This window comes from Streptomyces sp. NPDC056527, assembly GCF_042794475.1.
Taxonomy (GTDB): Bacteria; Actinomycetota; Actinomycetes; order Streptomycetales; family Streptomycetaceae; genus Streptomyces.
In genome coordinates, this window is record NZ_JBHTTQ010000009.1 from 33,920 (window position 1) to 48,492 (window position 14,573).

The 14,573-nt window shown below is 71.8% G+C and carries 17 protein-coding genes; 11 read left to right on the forward strand and 6 right to left on the reverse strand.

Features of this window, described 5'->3' with window-relative positions:
* Positions 1-44 precede the first annotated feature (44 nt).
* The 4 genes from ACFQ7Q_RS07545 to ACFQ7Q_RS07560 are packed head-to-tail and all read left to right on the forward strand — an operon-like array spanning position 45 to position 2,671.
* Positions 45-1,106, forward strand: coding sequence for a DUF2330 domain-containing protein (locus ACFQ7Q_RS07545; protein WP_383550994.1), 1,062 nt, complete (start codon positions 45-47; stop codon positions 1,104-1,106).
* The gene (locus ACFQ7Q_RS07550) at positions 1,103-1,771 is read left to right on the forward strand and encodes an O-methyltransferase (protein ID WP_383550996.1); all 669 of its coding nucleotides are present in this window, start codon (positions 1,103-1,105) and stop codon (positions 1,769-1,771) included. Before ACFQ7Q_RS07545 ends, ACFQ7Q_RS07550 begins: the two co-directional genes overlap by 4 nt.
* A gap of 31 nt (positions 1,772-1,802) precedes the next feature.
* Positions 1,803-2,138: an antibiotic biosynthesis monooxygenase gene (locus ACFQ7Q_RS07555; RefSeq protein ID WP_329121071.1), complete on the forward strand. Its 336-nt coding sequence runs from the start codon at positions 1,803-1,805 to the stop codon at positions 2,136-2,138.
* A 47-nt stretch (positions 2,139-2,185) separates the two neighbouring features.
* Complete coding sequence (locus ACFQ7Q_RS07560) at positions 2,186-2,671, forward strand: GNAT family N-acetyltransferase (RefSeq protein WP_383550999.1); 486 nt, start codon at positions 2,186-2,188, stop codon at positions 2,669-2,671.
* A 165-nt stretch (positions 2,672-2,836) separates the two neighbouring features.
* Here the strand turns inward: ACFQ7Q_RS07560 and ACFQ7Q_RS07565 are convergent, their stop codons facing one another.
* Positions 2,837-4,891, reverse strand: a complete 2,055-nt coding sequence (locus tag ACFQ7Q_RS07565; RefSeq protein ID WP_383551001.1) for a DHA2 family efflux MFS transporter permease subunit — start codon at positions 4,889-4,891, stop codon at positions 2,837-2,839.
* A gap of 150 nt (positions 4,892-5,041) precedes the next feature.
* Here ACFQ7Q_RS07565 and ACFQ7Q_RS07570 point away from each other — a divergent pair, with 150 nt between their 5' ends.
* Together ACFQ7Q_RS07570 and ACFQ7Q_RS07575 are read left to right on the forward strand one after the other, a co-directional pair.
* Entirely contained in the window at positions 5,042-6,118 is a 1,077-nt protein-coding gene (locus ACFQ7Q_RS07570) for a peptidoglycan-binding protein (protein ID WP_383551002.1), read from the forward strand.
* A gap of 178 nt (positions 6,119-6,296) precedes the next feature.
* Complete coding sequence (locus tag ACFQ7Q_RS07575; protein ID WP_383551004.1) at positions 6,297-6,965, forward strand: HAD-IA family hydrolase; 669 nt, start codon at positions 6,297-6,299, stop codon at positions 6,963-6,965.
* A gap of 65 nt (positions 6,966-7,030) precedes the next feature.
* On the opposite strand, the gene ACFQ7Q_RS07580 is transcribed toward ACFQ7Q_RS07575, so the two are convergent.
* A complete protein-coding gene (locus ACFQ7Q_RS07580; RefSeq protein WP_383551006.1) occupies positions 7,031-7,771 on the reverse strand; it encodes an ABC transporter permease in 741 nt (246 codons plus the stop codon).
* A 185-nt stretch (positions 7,772-7,956) separates the two neighbouring features.
* Here ACFQ7Q_RS07580 and ACFQ7Q_RS07585 point away from each other — a divergent pair, with 185 nt between their 5' ends.
* The 4 genes from ACFQ7Q_RS07585 (at position 7,957) to ACFQ7Q_RS07600 (ending at position 11,687) form a co-directional block, all read left to right on the forward strand.
* The gene (locus ACFQ7Q_RS07585) at positions 7,957-8,619 is read left to right on the forward strand and encodes an HNH endonuclease family protein (protein WP_383551008.1); all 663 of its coding nucleotides are present in this window, start codon (positions 7,957-7,959) and stop codon (positions 8,617-8,619) included.
* A 63-nt stretch (positions 8,620-8,682) separates the two neighbouring features.
* Complete coding sequence (locus tag ACFQ7Q_RS07590) at positions 8,683-10,332, forward strand: alkaline phosphatase D family protein (protein WP_383551010.1); 1,650 nt, start codon at positions 8,683-8,685, stop codon at positions 10,330-10,332.
* A 182-nt stretch (positions 10,333-10,514) separates the two neighbouring features.
* Positions 10,515-10,967 carry a DoxX family protein gene (locus ACFQ7Q_RS07595; protein ID WP_383551182.1) on the forward strand — a complete coding sequence of 151 codons (453 nt, stop codon included), beginning with the start codon at positions 10,515-10,517 and terminating at the stop codon, positions 10,965-10,967.
* Between the two features lie 96 nt (positions 10,968-11,063).
* Positions 11,064-11,687, forward strand: a complete 624-nt coding sequence (locus tag ACFQ7Q_RS07600) for a DedA family protein (protein ID WP_383551184.1) — start codon at positions 11,064-11,066, stop codon at positions 11,685-11,687.
* Here ACFQ7Q_RS07600 and ACFQ7Q_RS07605 read toward each other — a convergent pair.
* Positions 11,647-11,895, reverse strand: a complete 249-nt coding sequence (locus ACFQ7Q_RS07605) for a DUF2277 domain-containing protein (RefSeq protein ID WP_383551012.1) — start codon at positions 11,893-11,895, stop codon at positions 11,647-11,649. The two genes, ACFQ7Q_RS07600 and ACFQ7Q_RS07605, sit on opposite strands and share 41 nt — an antisense overlap.
* A gap of 128 nt (positions 11,896-12,023) precedes the next feature.
* Positions 12,024-12,248, reverse strand: a complete 225-nt coding sequence (locus ACFQ7Q_RS07610) for a hypothetical protein (protein ID WP_329121053.1) — start codon at positions 12,246-12,248, stop codon at positions 12,024-12,026.
* Positions 12,249-12,439: 191 nt separating this feature from the next.
* On the opposite strand from ACFQ7Q_RS07610, the gene ACFQ7Q_RS07615 reads away from it, so the two are divergent.
* A complete protein-coding gene (locus ACFQ7Q_RS07615) occupies positions 12,440-13,198 on the forward strand; it encodes a GntR family transcriptional regulator (protein ID WP_383551014.1) in 759 nt (252 codons plus the stop codon).
* Here ACFQ7Q_RS07615 and ACFQ7Q_RS07620 read toward each other — a convergent pair.
* Together ACFQ7Q_RS07620 and ACFQ7Q_RS07625 are read right to left on the reverse strand one after the other, a co-directional pair.
* Complete coding sequence (locus ACFQ7Q_RS07620; RefSeq protein ID WP_383551016.1) at positions 13,140-13,949, reverse strand: MBL fold metallo-hydrolase; 810 nt, start codon at positions 13,947-13,949, stop codon at positions 13,140-13,142. The two genes, ACFQ7Q_RS07615 and ACFQ7Q_RS07620, sit on opposite strands and share 59 nt — an antisense overlap.
* Positions 13,949-14,446 carry a DUF4231 domain-containing protein gene (locus ACFQ7Q_RS07625; RefSeq protein WP_383551018.1) on the reverse strand — a complete coding sequence of 166 codons (498 nt, stop codon included), beginning with the start codon at positions 14,444-14,446 and terminating at the stop codon, positions 13,949-13,951. The genes ACFQ7Q_RS07620 and ACFQ7Q_RS07625 overlap by 1 nt, the downstream gene beginning before the upstream one ends.
* Positions 14,447-14,573: the final 127 nt, after the last annotated feature.

The following is a 14,573-nucleotide window of genomic DNA, read 5'->3' on the forward strand; positions in this document are numbered from 1 at the left end:
CCCGCGTCTGAGCGCACATGCGGGGGACACAGAGAATTCTGGCCATGATCGTCGCGCTGCTCGCGCTCCAGCTCGGCTCACTGATCGCACCGGCCTACGCGTGCGGCTGCGGGGCGATGATCCCGGACGCGAACCAGCGCATCGGCGTCGACCGGGAGACCTCGGCGGTGCGCTGGGACGGCCGTACGGAACAGATCGTCATGCGCTTCACCGTGCGCGGGAACGCCGAGCGGGCCGCCTGGATCATGCCGGTGCCCGGCCGGGCCGACGTCACGCTCGGCGACCCGGAGCTGTTCGACGCGCTGGAGGACCTCACCCGGCCCGAGCACAAGGACCGGTACTACTTCTGGCCGCGCAACGGCGACTGGCCCTTCGACCTCAGCACCGGGGACGGCGCCGCGGGCGCCGCGCCCGGGAGCAGCGCCCCGGACGTCGGTGTCGTCGGGCGCGAACGGCTCGGCCCCTTCGACGTGGCGCGGCTGACCGCCACCGACCCGAAGGCCCTGAGCGGCTGGCTGGAGAAGAACGGCTTCGAGCTCTCCGACCGGCTCTCGACCGAACTGCGGCCGTACGTCGAGCGGAAGTGGGAGTACGTCGCGGTGCGCCTCGCGCCCGACGCCACCGGCACGGCGCTCATGGGCGATCTCACCCCGCTCAGGATCAGCTTCGCCAGCGACCGTCTCGTCTACCCGATGCGGCTCTCCCGCCTGGCGAAGACCCCGCAGTCCCTCGGCCTGTACGTCCTCGCCGACCACCGCATGGAGCCCCGCGACGACATCGGCGGAGCCGCCCCCGAGGTGACGTTCGCCGGCGGGATCGAGGAGAAGGAGGGCGCGGTCGCCGCGCTCACCGGCGGGCGCCCGGTCTATCTGACCGCCCTCGACCAGGAGTTCCCCGAGCCGTCGCGGATCGACGGCGACCACGAACTGAGGACGGTCGCCGACACCCCGTACCGGGAGGTGATCTACACCGGCCGGCTGCTCACGGTCGGCGACGGGATCCCCGTCTGGTTCCTGACGGTCTCCGGTGTGCTGCTCGCGGCGGTCGGAACGGCCGTGGCGGTACGCGCCCGGCGCGGGCGCGCTGCGGTACGTTCGGCCGCATGACCAATGACCAATGGGCTTCCGTAGACAGCTACTTCACCGACCTGCTCGCCCCGGACGACGAGGCGCTCGCCGCCACGCTCGCCGACTCCACGGCTGCCGGGCTCCCCGAGATCGCCGTCGCCCCCAACCAGGGCAAGCTGCTGAACCTGCTCGTCGCGACGCGGGGCGCGCGCACGGTTCTGGAGATCGGCACGCTCGGCGGCTACAGCACCATCTGGATGGCCAGGGCGCTGCCGGCCGACGGCCGGATGATCAGCCTGGAGTACAACCCGGCCCACGCGGACGTGGCCCGCGCCAACATCGCCCGCGCCGGCCTCGACTCGATCGTCGAGGTCCGGACGGGCGCGGCCCTCGACACCCTGCCGAAGCTGGAGGCGGAGGGCGCGGGCCCGTTCGACTTCGTCTTCATCGACGCCGACAAGGCGAACAACCCCCACTACGTGGAGTGGGCGCTGAGGCTCTCCCGCCCCGGCACGGTCATCGTCGTCGACAACGTGGTGCGCGGCGGCAAGGTGGCCGAGGAGAACCCGAACGACGCGGCGATCACCGGCACCCGCGCGATGTTCGAACTGATCTCGCGCGAGCCGCGGTTGGACGCGACGGCGTTCCAGACGGTGGGCGTGCGGGGGTACGACGGGCTGCTCCTTGCCCGGGTCGTGGACTAGAGGCGCCCGTACCGGTCATATCCTGCCCTTCATGAGCATCGTGAAGATCAACGTCCTGACCGTTCCGGCCGAGCAGCGCGAAGTCCTGGAGCAGCGCTTCGCGTCCCGCGCCGGTGCCGTGGAGGGCTCCGACGGCTTCGAGTGGTTCGAGCTGCTGCGGCCGCTGGAGGGGACGGACCAGTACCTGGTCTACACCCGCTGGCGCAGCGAGGAGGACTTCCAGAACTGGATGAGCGGCTCCATGAAGGCGGCCCACCAGGGCACCTCCGGCGGCCCCGAGGGTGAGGGTCGCCCGAAGCCGGCGGCGACCGGCTCCACGCTGTGGTCCTTCGAGGTCGTCCAGCAGGCCGCGCCCAAGCAGGGCTGAGGCGCCGCTCGAAAAAGCAGGCGACGGGTCCGGGTCGTGCGCCCACAATGGCGCGTATGACCTGGACCTTCACCCCCGAGCGTGTCGACACCCCGGACGCCACCGCCTTGCGCCGCGACTACTACGACGACGTGGCGAGCCGCTACTGGCAGCGGCCCGCGACCGAGGCGGAGATCGACGAGGGGCTGACGAACGACGGGGTGGAGCTTCTGACGCCGCCGACCGGTCGGTTCCTGGTGGCCCGGTACGAGGGCAAGGCGGCCGGCTGCGGTGGTGTGCTGCTCCTCGACGGGGAACGCGCCGAGCTGACCCGGGTGTTCGTGCGCCACGCCTTCCGGGGCACGGGCGGCGCCGGTTCCCTGCTCGGGCACCTGGAGGACGCGGCCCGTGGGCTGGGCGCGCGGCGGATGGTCCTCAACACCCGCCTGGACCTGGTCGAGGCACGCGCCCTGTACGCCCGCCACGGCTACACGGAGATCCCGGCGTACTGCGAGGGCCCGTACATGGACATCTGGTACGGCAAGGACCTCTGACGACGCGTCGGCTGTGCGTGGCGGCTGTTGCGTGGCCGGCGGGCGGTTGTGCGCGCCGGGCGGCTGTTGCGTGGCCACGGGTCGGCTACGCGTGGGGGCTGTGCGTGGCCGCCGGGCGGTTACGCGCGCGCTGGTCACGGGCGGTTGTGCGTCGCCGCCGGGCGGCTACGCCTGGTGGTCGCGCGGTGGCTCCGGCAGGCGTGGTCGCTCCTCGTCCGAGCCGTTCAGCTCCGCCGTCAGCTCCTCCACCAGCTGCACCAGATCCGTCGGCCGGTCCGGCCCCCACCAGTCCCCCAGCAGCTCGGCGAGCGAATCCTCACGTGCCTTCGCCAGCTTCGCCGCGGCCTCGACCCCGTCGTCGGTGAGGATCAGCTGCAGCCCCTCCCGGCGCGCGAGGCGGCGCTCCTCGACCTGCCGGGACGCCTCGGTGATGGCCCGCAGCGGTACGGGCGTGGTCTCGGCGAGGCAGGCCGGTTCCACGGTCCCGTGGCGGCGGATCCGCAGCAGCAGCCAGCTCGCGGCCGGCAGCAGATCGAGCCCGGCCCTCGCGGTGATCTTCTCGTAGATCTCCCTGCGCCCCTTGCGTGAACCGAGCACGGACAGGGCGCGGGCGCACTCCTCGTAGGAGGACCGCTCCACCGGGTTGGAGGCCAGGGTCTGGCTGGCGTCGGGGGCGGTGACCGAGCCGCGCAGCTTGTCCTCCTTGAGGAACCACGCGACCACGAACGCGACGAAGACCACCGGCGCCGCGTAGAGGAAGACGTCGGTGATCGAGGTCGCGTACGCGTGCACGACCGACGGCTGCAGTTCGGGCGGGAGCGCGGCGATCGCGCGCGGATCGGCGGCGATCTGTTCGGGGCCGGTCCCCGGCGGCAGCGGCTGTCCGGCGAGGACCCCCTCCAACTGGGTGTTGAGCCCGCTGGTGAAGATCGCGCCGAAGACGGCGACGCCGAACGAGGCCCCGATGGACCGGAAGAAGGTCGCGCCCGCGGTGGCGACGCCGAGGTCCTGGTAGGAGACGGCGTTCTGCACGACGAGGACGAGGACCTGGATGACCAGGCCGAGTCCGACGCCGAAGACGAAGAAGTCGACGCTCATCTGCCAGGTGGAGCTGTGTTCCGTCAGCCTGTGGAGGAGCAGCAGCCCGAGGGCGGTGACGGCGGTGCCCGCGATGGGGAAGACCTTCCAGCGGCCGGTGCGGGAGACGATCTGACCGGACGTCGTCGAGGCGATGAACATGCCGACGACCATGGGCAGCATATGGACGCCGGACGCGGTCGGGGTGACGTCCTGGACGACCTGGAGGAAGGTCGGCAGATAGGTCATCGCGCCGAACATGGCGAAGCCCACGACGAAGCTGATGACCGAGACGAGGGTGAAGGTCCGGATCCGGAACAGCTTCAGCGGCAGTACGGGTTCGGCCGCGCGCCGCTCGACGTACACGAAGCAGACGAGGAGTACGGCTCCGAGGACGGCGAGCCCGATGATCTGCGGGGAGCCCCAGTCCCAGGTGGTGCCGCCGAGGCTGGCCACGAGCACGAGGCAGGTGGCGACCGAGGCGATGAGGAGGGTCCCGAGGTAGTCGATGGTGTGCCGGGTGCCGCGTACGGGGATGTGCAGCACGGCGGCGATCACGAAGAGGGCGACGATGCCGATGGGCAGGTTGATGTAGAAGACCCAGCGCCAGGAGAGGTGCTGGGTGAACAGCCCGCCGAGCAGCGGGCCGAGGACGCTGCTGCCGCCGAAGGCCAGGCCGAACATCCCCTGGTACCTGCCGCGTTCCCGGGGCGGGACGAGGTCGCCGACGATGGCCATCGACAGGACGATGAGCCCGCCGCCGCCGAGCCCTTGGAGGGCGCGGAAGCCGATGAGCTGCGGCATGTTCTGCGCGATGCCGCAGAGGGCGGAACCGACGAGGAAGATGACGATGGCGGCCTGGAAGAGCTTCTTGCGGCCGTACTGGTCGCCGAGCTTGCCCCACAGCGGAGTCCCCGCCGTCGACGCGAGGATGTACGCCGTGACGACCCAGGAGAGGTGCTCCATCCCGCCGAGCTCGCTGACGATGGTCGGCAGGGCGGTGGAGACGATGGTCTGATCGAGTGCGGCGAGCAACATGCCGAGCAGCAGCGCACTGATCGCGACGACAATGCTTCGGCGACTCCGCCCCTCCCCAGGAGCGGGGTCGCCGCCGAGGTCCGGCGAGCGTACTTCCTGGGCCATAAGCATCTCCGGGCGTGTCCTCAGGGGTCCGTATCCCCTCATCCTGATCGTTGTGCCCCCTTATGTCCTCCCGAGGGGAACGGCTGTTCAGGTGACGGACAGGGGCGGCCTGCATAATCGCTGCCAGTTGAACTGGGGAGGGGATCCACCATGACCGGACACGACTGTCCTGAATGTGGCGTACAGAGAAGACCGGGCTGCGCCTGCGTCCAGGCGGAGATCGCCGCGGCGGAGGACTTCGACCCGCTGCGGATCAGGCCGTACGTGACCTTGGACGCGCCGGAGCGCGGCGCGCACGAGGTGCCGCCGCCTCTGATTCCGGTTCCGGCTCCGCTTCCGGCTCCTGTTCCGGTTTCCGTGCCGCGTCCGGCGGCGGATCCGGTGCAGGGACCGGTGGCGCCCGCGGCCGAACCCGTACCGCCGACGGTGGCGCACTCGACCGGGGACGGCCCCGAGACCATGCCGCTGCTGCTGCCAGGGATCGGCGCGGCGCCCGCCCCGGACGGTGTCGGCGCGTACGACGGGTACACCGGGAATGACGGCCACCACCCCATCGACGGGCCCGAAGGGCACTACGAGACCGACGGGGTCGAAGGGCAGTACGAGTACGACAGGTACGACGAGCCCGAGCCGCGGCCGGCCACGCGCCGGCGGGGCGCGATCGTGGCGCTCGCGGCGGCGGTCGCGGTCGCGGTCGTCACCACGGCGGCCGTCGCCGCCAGCCTGCTGGACGGCGGGGACGAGACGGACGACCGCGCGGCCGTGCCCACGGTGACCACGAGCGCGTCGGAGAACGTCGCCGTATCGGAGGAGCCGACACCCACGCCCTCCACGTCGTCCTCGACCTCGGCGTCGGCCTCCGCTTCGCGCTCCGCTTCGGCTTCGGCCTCGCCCTCCGCCGTCCGGACCACGAACGCCGCCACCGCACCGGCCGTACCGCCGCCGCCCACGGCCACCCGGACCACGTCCGCGCCCACTCCCACGCCCACCCGTGAGACGGCGCCCCCGACGCTGCGCCAAGGGGACTCCGGGGCCGAGGTCGCGGAACTGCAGCGACGGCTCACGGAGGCGTGGGGGGTCTACGACGGCCCGATCGACGGCGAGTACTCCAGGCAGGTGAGGCGAGCGGTGGAGAGGTTCCAGGAGTACCACTCCATCGAGGACGACGAGGAAGGCGTGTACGGGCCCGAGACGCGCCGCGCCCTGGAGGCGATCACGACCGGCTGACGTCCCCACCGGGCGCCGGACGACCTACGGAGCCCGCCCGAGGTCCGGGATGCGGGACGGATTGGCGTAGACGGCTCGGCGTTTTGTATCGTGGAGAAACAAAGTGGCTCCCGCTCGCACTCCCTGACCGGTGGGCGGGACCACTCTGTTCTCCTCCCACCCCTTTTGGAGACCGTCGATGCCCGCCACCACCCCGGCAACGCTCACGACCCGCGCCCTCCTGCTCGACATGGACGGCACCCTCGTCAACTCGGACGCCGTCGTCGAGCGCTGCTGGCGCCGATGGGCGATACGGCACGGGCTGGACCCGGAGCAGGCGCTGAAGGTGGTCCACGGCCGCCAGGGGTACGCGACGATGGCCGTCCTCCTCCCGGACCGGCCCATGGAGCAGAACTACGCGGACAACCGCGTGATGCTGGCCGAGGAGACCGCCGACGTCGACGGCGTCGTCCCCGTCCCGGGCGCCCCGGCCTTCATGGACGCCATCGCCGGTCTCCCGCATGCCCTGGTGACCTCGGCGGACGAGGCCCTCGCCCAGGCCCGGATGGGCGCGGCGGGGCTGCGCATGCCGGAGACCCGCGTCACGGCGGAGCTGGTCGGCGCGAGCAAGCCGGACCCGGAGGGCTTCCTCAAGGGCGCGGCGGAACTGGGCTTCGACCCGGCGGACTGCGTGGTCTTCGAGGACTCCGAGGCCGGGATACAGGCGGGACGCGCGGCCGGGATGCGGGTCGTGGGCGTGGGCCCGAGGGCGGCGGCCTTCGCCCCGGACGTCCACGTCATGGACCTCACGACGCTCACGGTGACACAGACGGCCGACGGCACCCTCCACCTGACGTTCTCGGCGTAACGCCCGGCGCCCGCCCGACGGCGCCCGCCGAGCGCCCACACGAAGGCGCCGCCCCGCCGGCCCGGTCAGCCGCGCGCCAAGGCCCCCCGCGCCACCAGCTCCAGGACCACGGCCACCGCCACCGCCTGGACCACCAACAGCGCCACCAGCACGAACAGTTGCACCGCCCCCGCCTCCCACGGTGACGCACCGCCCAGCAGCATCCCCACGAACGCGCCCGGCAGCGTGACGAGCCCCACCGTCCGCGTCTGATCGAGACCCGGCAGCAGCGCGTCCGACGCCGCCCGCCGCGCCACCTCCAGGCGCGCCTCCCGCTCGGCGAGGCCCAGGGCGAGTCCCGCCTCCACCTCGCCGCGCCGCGTCTCCAGTTCGTCCAGCGCGCGCCGCCCGCCCAGCACCGTGGCCGTCAGCGCGCCGCCGATGAGGATGCCGGTCACCGGGATGAGCGCGATACCCCGCACCGGTACGAGGCCGGTGAGCACGAGCGCTCCGACGACCGGCACCACACCCGCCGCGATCGGCACACCGGCCCACCACCAGCCGCGCCCAGGGGCCGGCACCACCCGTCGCCCGGCCGTCCACACCGCCACCCCGTACATCAGCAGCAGGAACCCCAGCAGCAGCGGCAGATACCGCATCACCCAGCCGATCACGAGGGACACCGCGATCAGCTGGACCGCCGCACGCCCACCGGCGATCAGCGTGTCGCGGGCGCGGCCGAGCCGGGCGAGCGCGACGACGCCCGCGGCGACGGCAAGCAGAACAGCCAGAACCACCGCAAAGGTGATGTTCACGTCCAGAAGCACATGCCAACCCTAGGGCCGAGAAACGGAACTGTCGTTCCATCACCCTTGATATGACGTGCCCATGTCGCCACCCTGTTACCTGGCGCACCCCCCACCGAAACCTGGCGCCATCACGCTGACCTGGCCGCCCGGCACCCCGCCCGGGGACGGCGTGGCCAAGGTCCCCCCATTCCCAGGGAGTTCACATGCTTGCCGCAAGTGTCTACGCGCGTCGAATAGGCCGCCGCACGACCGTTCTCGCCGCCACCGCCGCCCTCTCCGTCACGGGTCTCCTCGCCACCGCCCCCACCGCGCAGGCCGCCATGCCCACGCCGGTCAGCGCGGCCACCGCCCGTACCTACCTCGCCTCCCTCACCGTGAAGGCGGAAGGTTCCTCCACCGGCTACAGCCGTGATCTCTTCCCGCACTGGATCACCCAGTCCGGCGCCTGCAACACCCGCGAGGTCGTCCTGAAGCGCGACGGCGTGAACGTCGTCCAGGACTCCAGCTGCGCCGCGGTCAGCGGCAGTTGGTTCTCCGAGTACGACGGCGCGACCTGGACCGTCGCCTCCGACCTCGACATCGACCACATGGTGCCGCTCGCCGAGGCATGGCGCTCGGGAGCGAACTCCTGGACGACGGCCAAGCGCCAGCAGTTCGCCAACGACCTGACCCGTCCGCAGCTCATCGCCGTCACGGACAACGTCAACCAGTCCAAGGGCGACCAGGACCCCGCCGAGTGGCTGCCGTCGCGCACCTCGTACCGCTGCACCTACGTCCGCGCCTGGGTCCACACGAAGTACTACTGGGGCCTGAGCGTCGACTCGGCCGAGAAGAGCGCCCTCCAGTCCGTCCTGAACGGCTGCTGAGAACGCTTCCTGCGCCCCTCCGTCGTTCCGTACCGTACGGCGGGACGACGGAGGGGGATCACGATGGCGGCCGGGCTCAGAATCGGACCACTGCTGCGGTACGTCGACGGGGTGACGGGCGACTCCGCGACGATCTGGATCGAGGCCGACCGCCCGTGTACGGCGGAGGCCCGGTGCGCGTCCGGCGCCGGCGGCAGCACGCGTACGTTCCAGATCGCCGGCCACCACTACGCCCTGATCCCGGTGACCGGCCTGACGCCGGGCACGGCGACGGAGTACGAGATACGGCTGGACGGCCGCCGGGTCTGGCCCCTGCCCGACTCCCGCTTCCCCCCGAGCGCCATCCGCACACCCGCCCCCGGTGACGGGGTCTCCGTGGCCTTCGGATCGTGCCGCTGGGCGGCGAAGCCCGCGACCGGCCACGACCCGGTCGGCCCGGACGCCCTCGACACCCTCGCCACGCACCTGGCCGACCGTCCGGATGCCGAACGCCCCGACGTGCTCCTGCTCCTGGGCGACCAGGTGTACGCGGACGAGACCTCGGCCGACACCCGCCGCTGGCTCGCCGCCCGCCGGGATCCGCGCGACCCTCCGGGCTCGGAGGTCGGCGAGTACGAGGAGTACACCCGGCTCTACGACGAGTCCTGGCAGGACCCCGAGGTCCGCTGGCTGCTCTCCACCGTCCCGAGCTGCATGATCTTCGACGATCACGACATCATCGACGACTGGAACACCAGCGCCGCCTGGCTGACGCGGATGCGTGCCACGCACTGGTGGAGCGAGCGGGTGCTGAGCGGACTGATGTCGTACTGGGTCTACCAGCACCTCGGCAACCTCTCCCCCGCGGAGCTCGCCGCCGATCCCCTGTACGCCGAGGTGTGCGGCTCGCCCGACGGCACGGACGCGCTGCGGCGGTTCGTGGCCGAGGCGGACGCCGATCCGGCGCGCGTGCGCTGGAGTTACCGTCGTGACTTCGGCCGGACCCGGCTGCTGATGATCGACACCCGGGCGGCCCGCGTCCTGCGGGAGGACGGACGGGCGATGCTGGACGAGGCCGAGGCGGCCTGGGTCCGTGAACAGGCGCTGGCCGACCGGGGCTCGTACGACCACCTCCTCGTGGGCACTTCTCTTCCCTGGCTGCTGCCGCCGCTGATCCATGACGCGGAGACCTGGAACGCGGCACTGTGCCGAGGTGTACGGAGCGGGCCGGGCGGGCGATGGGCGCGGTTCGCGGAGGACCTGCGGCAGCGGGCGGACCTGGAGCACTGGGCGGCGTTCCCGTCGTCCTTCGAGGCCCTGACCCGCCTGCTGGCGGAGGCGGGCAGCGGTCCACAGGCCCCGGCGACCGTGTGCGTCCTGTCCGGGGACGTCCACCACGCGTATGTGGCGGAGCCCCGATGGCCCGACGGCGAACCCGAGGCACGGGTGACACAGCTGACCTGCTCGCCGCTCCACAACGCGATTCCGCTCTCGGTACGTCTGGGCTTCCGCTTCGGCTGGAGCCGCCCGGGCCGCTGGCTGGGCCGCGTCCTCGCGCGGCACGCCCACGCGGGCCCCGCGCCGGTCGGCTGGCGCAGAACGGGCGGCCCCTGGTTCGGCAACCAGCTGATGACCCTCGCCCTGCGCGGCCGCTCGGCCCACCTGACGCTCACTCAGGCCCGCCGGGGAGGCCGCCTGGTGACCGTGGACGAACGGACCCTCAGCGGAAGTTGAGCACCGGCCCCGCCGCCGCCCGGGGCCGCGTGACGATCGCCACAGATCTTCGAATGACTGAATGTTGAACTTGCAAGTACTACTGAGGGGTGCCTAACCTGACGGCCTCATCGGTTCCGTCCCCCACGTTCCGTTTCCCCGGAAGCGGACCCGACCGAAGGAGTCCCGTCCCCATGAACAACCTGTCGAACCGCCTGAATCAGGTGCAGCCGTACGCGCTCGGCCTGTTCCGGATCGTCATAGGCCTGCTCTTCGCCTGCCACGGCGCCGCCTCGCTCTTCGGTGTCCTCGGCGGCGCGATGGGCGGTGGCACCGTGCCCACCGGCACCTGGCCGGGCTGGTACGCGGCCGTGATCCAGCTGGTCGCGGGCGTGCTGGTCCTCGTCGGCCTGGGCACCCGTACCGCCGCGTTCCTCGCCTCCGGCTCGATGGCGTACGCGTACTTCAAGGTCCACCAGCCCGAGGCGCTCTTCCCGCTCCAGAACAGCGGCGAGTCCGCGGCGCTGTTCTGCTGGGCGTTCCTCCTGCTCGTCTTCACCGGCCCGGGCGCGCTGGCGCTCGACCGGCTCTTCGGCGCCCCCCGCGGCGCCGAGGCGGCGCAGCGCGAGAAGCAGGGTGCTCCGGTCGCGGCCTGACTTCCCGTAGGACAGGGGCCGGATTCCGCTTGTGCGGTTTCCGGCCCCTGCCCCGTTTTCGGACACCGCGCCCGCGTAGGCTCTGGCGCTGTGAATGTGCTCGACAGCATCGGGTCACTGCGGTCGCTGACCGCGGGCCCGTGGATCTACGCGGTGGTGGCCACGTCGGTGCTTCTCGACGTCTTCCTGCCGGTGCTGCCGAGCGGGGTCCTCGTGATCACGGCCGCGACGGCGGCGGCGACCGCCACGGCGGCCTCCCCCGACGTCCCCTCCGTGCTCCCCCTCCTCCTCTGCGCGGCCACGGCCTCCGTACTCGGTGACTTCGTCGCGTACCGACTGGCCTGGCGCGGCGGAGCCAGGCTCGACCGGGCCATCGCGCGCTCACGTCGGCTGACCGTCGCGCAGGAACGTCTCGGCGTGGCTCTGGCACGCGGCGGAGGGTTGCTCGTGGTGATCGCCCGCTTCGCCCCCGCGGGCCGCTCGGTGGTCTCCTTGGGCGCGGGCGCGGCCAGGCGCCGGATCGTGGAGTTCCTGCCGTGGTCGGCGCTCGCGGGCGTGGCCTGGGCGGGCTACAGCGTGGCACTCGGCTGGTTCGGCGGGCTGTGGCTGGGCGCGACCTGGATCGGCGCGGGGGTCTCGATCCTCGCGCTCTTCCTGGCGGGTGCCCTCGCGGCCTATGTCATACGGCGTCCGGCTGCGGCTCCCGCGCCGGCTTCCTGAGCCCGCGCACCTCCAGGCCGTCGAGGAGCCGCTCGGTCGCGGCGGCGATCTCGTCCACGGCCCGGTCGAACACCTCGCGGTTGTGCGCGGCGGGGTGGTGGAAGCCGGAGACCTTGCGTACGTACTGCAGGGAGGCGGCGCGGATGTCCTCCTCGGTGGCCTCTTCGGGCAGGGCAGGCGGTCGGAGAGTCTTGATGCTGCGGCACATGTCTCCAGTGTGACGCGCCCCACTGACAACGCCAGATCCCGTCATGCCTTGGCGGGCCCGGGCGGCGTGGCGGCCCGGATGGTGAAGCGGGTCCGGGCGGCAGGGCCGGCCGTCGCGACGTCGGCGGGTCAGGTCCCGAGACCCCGTCTGCTCCGCGCGTTGATCTCGGCGGCGCGGGCCCGCAGCTCCCGCATGGGCGTGGCGAGCTGTACGTCCCCGGGTTCGGCCTCCCACTCGCAGCCGCCGTGGACGGGCCGGATCAGAAACCGGCCGGCGACGCTGTCCACATAGAAACCGACCCGCCCGGTGGCGGCGTCACGGACGAGGTCACCGACCTCGGGCAGTGGTTGCACGCATCCCCTCCGTCCCGGAGCTCCAGATCTCTAGAGATACACCCAGAGAAACCCGCCGACTCCTCCCTGTCAACGTATCTCTAGAGATGTCCCCCGATGGATGGATCGACCGCACGGGTCGGCGCGCACACGTGCATCCGCTCGTCCGAGCGCGCCGTAGGGTGTCCCGCAACGAAGGGAGTGGTCCACCCATGACTGACCAGGACAGCGGTCGTCGGCCCAAGTACCAGCGCATCGCCGACGAGTTGAGAACCGCCATCCAGTCAGGCGCCTTCGCCCCCGGCGACCGGCTCCCCGGCGAGAACGATCTGATGACCACGTACGACGTGGCCCGGATGACGGCCCGCCAGGCCCTGTCCGTCCTCCGCAACGAGGGTCTGGCCGAGGCGCGCAAGGGCGCCGGGGTCTTCGTCCGCTCCTTCCGCCCGCTGCGCCGGCGGGGCATCCCCCGGCTCGCGCAGGACCACTGGGGCACGGGCCGCTCGGTCTGGTCGGCGGACATCGAGGACCGGGCTCTGGTCGTGGACCAGATCGAGGTCGGCGAGGCGGTGGCGAACACGCGGGTGGCCACGGCGCTGGGCCTGCCGCCGGACTCCCCGGTCTGCGTCCGCAGCCGCCGCTTCGTCCTGGACGACAAGCCGGTCCTGCTCTCCGTCTCCTACCTGTCGGCCACCCTCGCCCAGGGCACCCCGATCACGGCTCCGGACACGGGCCCGGGAGGCACCTACGCCCGGCTGACCGAACTCGGTCACCAGCCGGTCCACTTCCGCGAGGAGATCCGCTGCCGGATGCCCACGGCCGACGAGTCCACCCGCCTCTCCCTGGGGTTCGGGACGCCGGTGATCCTGATCGGCCGTACCGCCTTCACGGACAAGGGGGTTGCGGTGGAGCTCAACGAGATGACGCTGGACTCGGCGTCGTACGTCCTGGAGTACGACTTCGACGCCTGACGGCGAACACGGCGCCGGGCGCGGCGTACTCGACCTCGCCCGCGAAGACCCGGCCGGCGACGGCCACGGCGTGCTCGGGCTCGATACCGGGCCCCACGTGGGTCACGACCAGCCTGCCGACGCCCGCGTCGACGGCCGTCCTCCCCGCCTGCTCGGCCGAGTGGTGCCCGGCCCCCTCGCCGTCGGCCTCGCAGACGAACAGCTCGCAGTCGCGGGCGAGTTCGGTGAGGGCGGGGCCGGGTTCGCAGTCGCCGGAGTACGCGATCCGGCGCCCGTCCCGGTCCTCGATCCGGAGCGCGAAGGCGGGCATCCCACCGTGTTCGACGGCGCGGGCAAACAGACCGAGGCCGCCGATCCGAGCCTCATGCCCGTCGTACAACTCCTCGACGGCGAAGGCGTCCTCGACGGGACTGCGCCGCGGCCCGTTGGTCAGGAACGCGGCGAGCCGATCGGCGATGCCGGCCGGACCGTAGAGGGGAATCGGCGCATCGAGCCGGATGTCGGCGTAGAGGAGCGCGTAGTACGCGGTGAGCAGGTCGGAGCAGTGATCGGCATGCAGATGGGAGATCCACACGGCATCGATCCGGCCGAGCCCGGTGTACCGCTGCAGCTCCCCGAGCGATCCACTGCCGGCGTCCACCCATACGCGGACGTCGCCGCCCTCGACGAGATATCCGGAGCAGGGGTTCCCCGGCCTGGGGTAGGGCGTGGCGGATCCGAGCACGGTGATCCGCAGCGCGTCGTCGTCCATCAGCCTCCGCCTGCCGCGGTCCCGGCCTCGGGCCTGGGTGCCGGCACACCGTTCTGCTGCATGTCGGCGTTGACCTGCCCGCCGAGGGTCATGACGTTGAGGGTCGCGGAATTCTCGTTGGCGATGGCCTTCTCGACGCGGGCGACCAGCGTGGTGAAGGAATCCCGCTCGGTGAGGTTCCGGTAGGGCCCGACTTTGGCCTGGAAATAGACCCGCTCGTGCCCGAGCAGCTGCTCGGTCGACCGATAGTTCTTCCACTGCTCGCGGTACCGGTACACGCTCTCCAGCGAGACGGAGGCGACGACGATCAGACTGAGCGCGGTGGCCGTGATTCTCGCGAACGACAGATCGAGATTGACCAGCACGGGCACGAGCGCGCCGCCGACGACGGAGACGGTCCGCATCCGCAGATGCATGGCCTTCATCCTGGTGGCCTTGCGGTCGTACCACTCCTGGTACTGCACGAGCCGGCTCTCGATGTACCCCTGTGGAGTCATGGCTCCACCCTCGACCCCGGCGTCCGGAGCGTCCCCCACCTCATCCATACCGGGAGTACACCGCCCCCGGACGCGCAGGGTCAACTCCCCACCCACCGCCGCCTCGCCGCTCCCCGAGGGCCTCCCG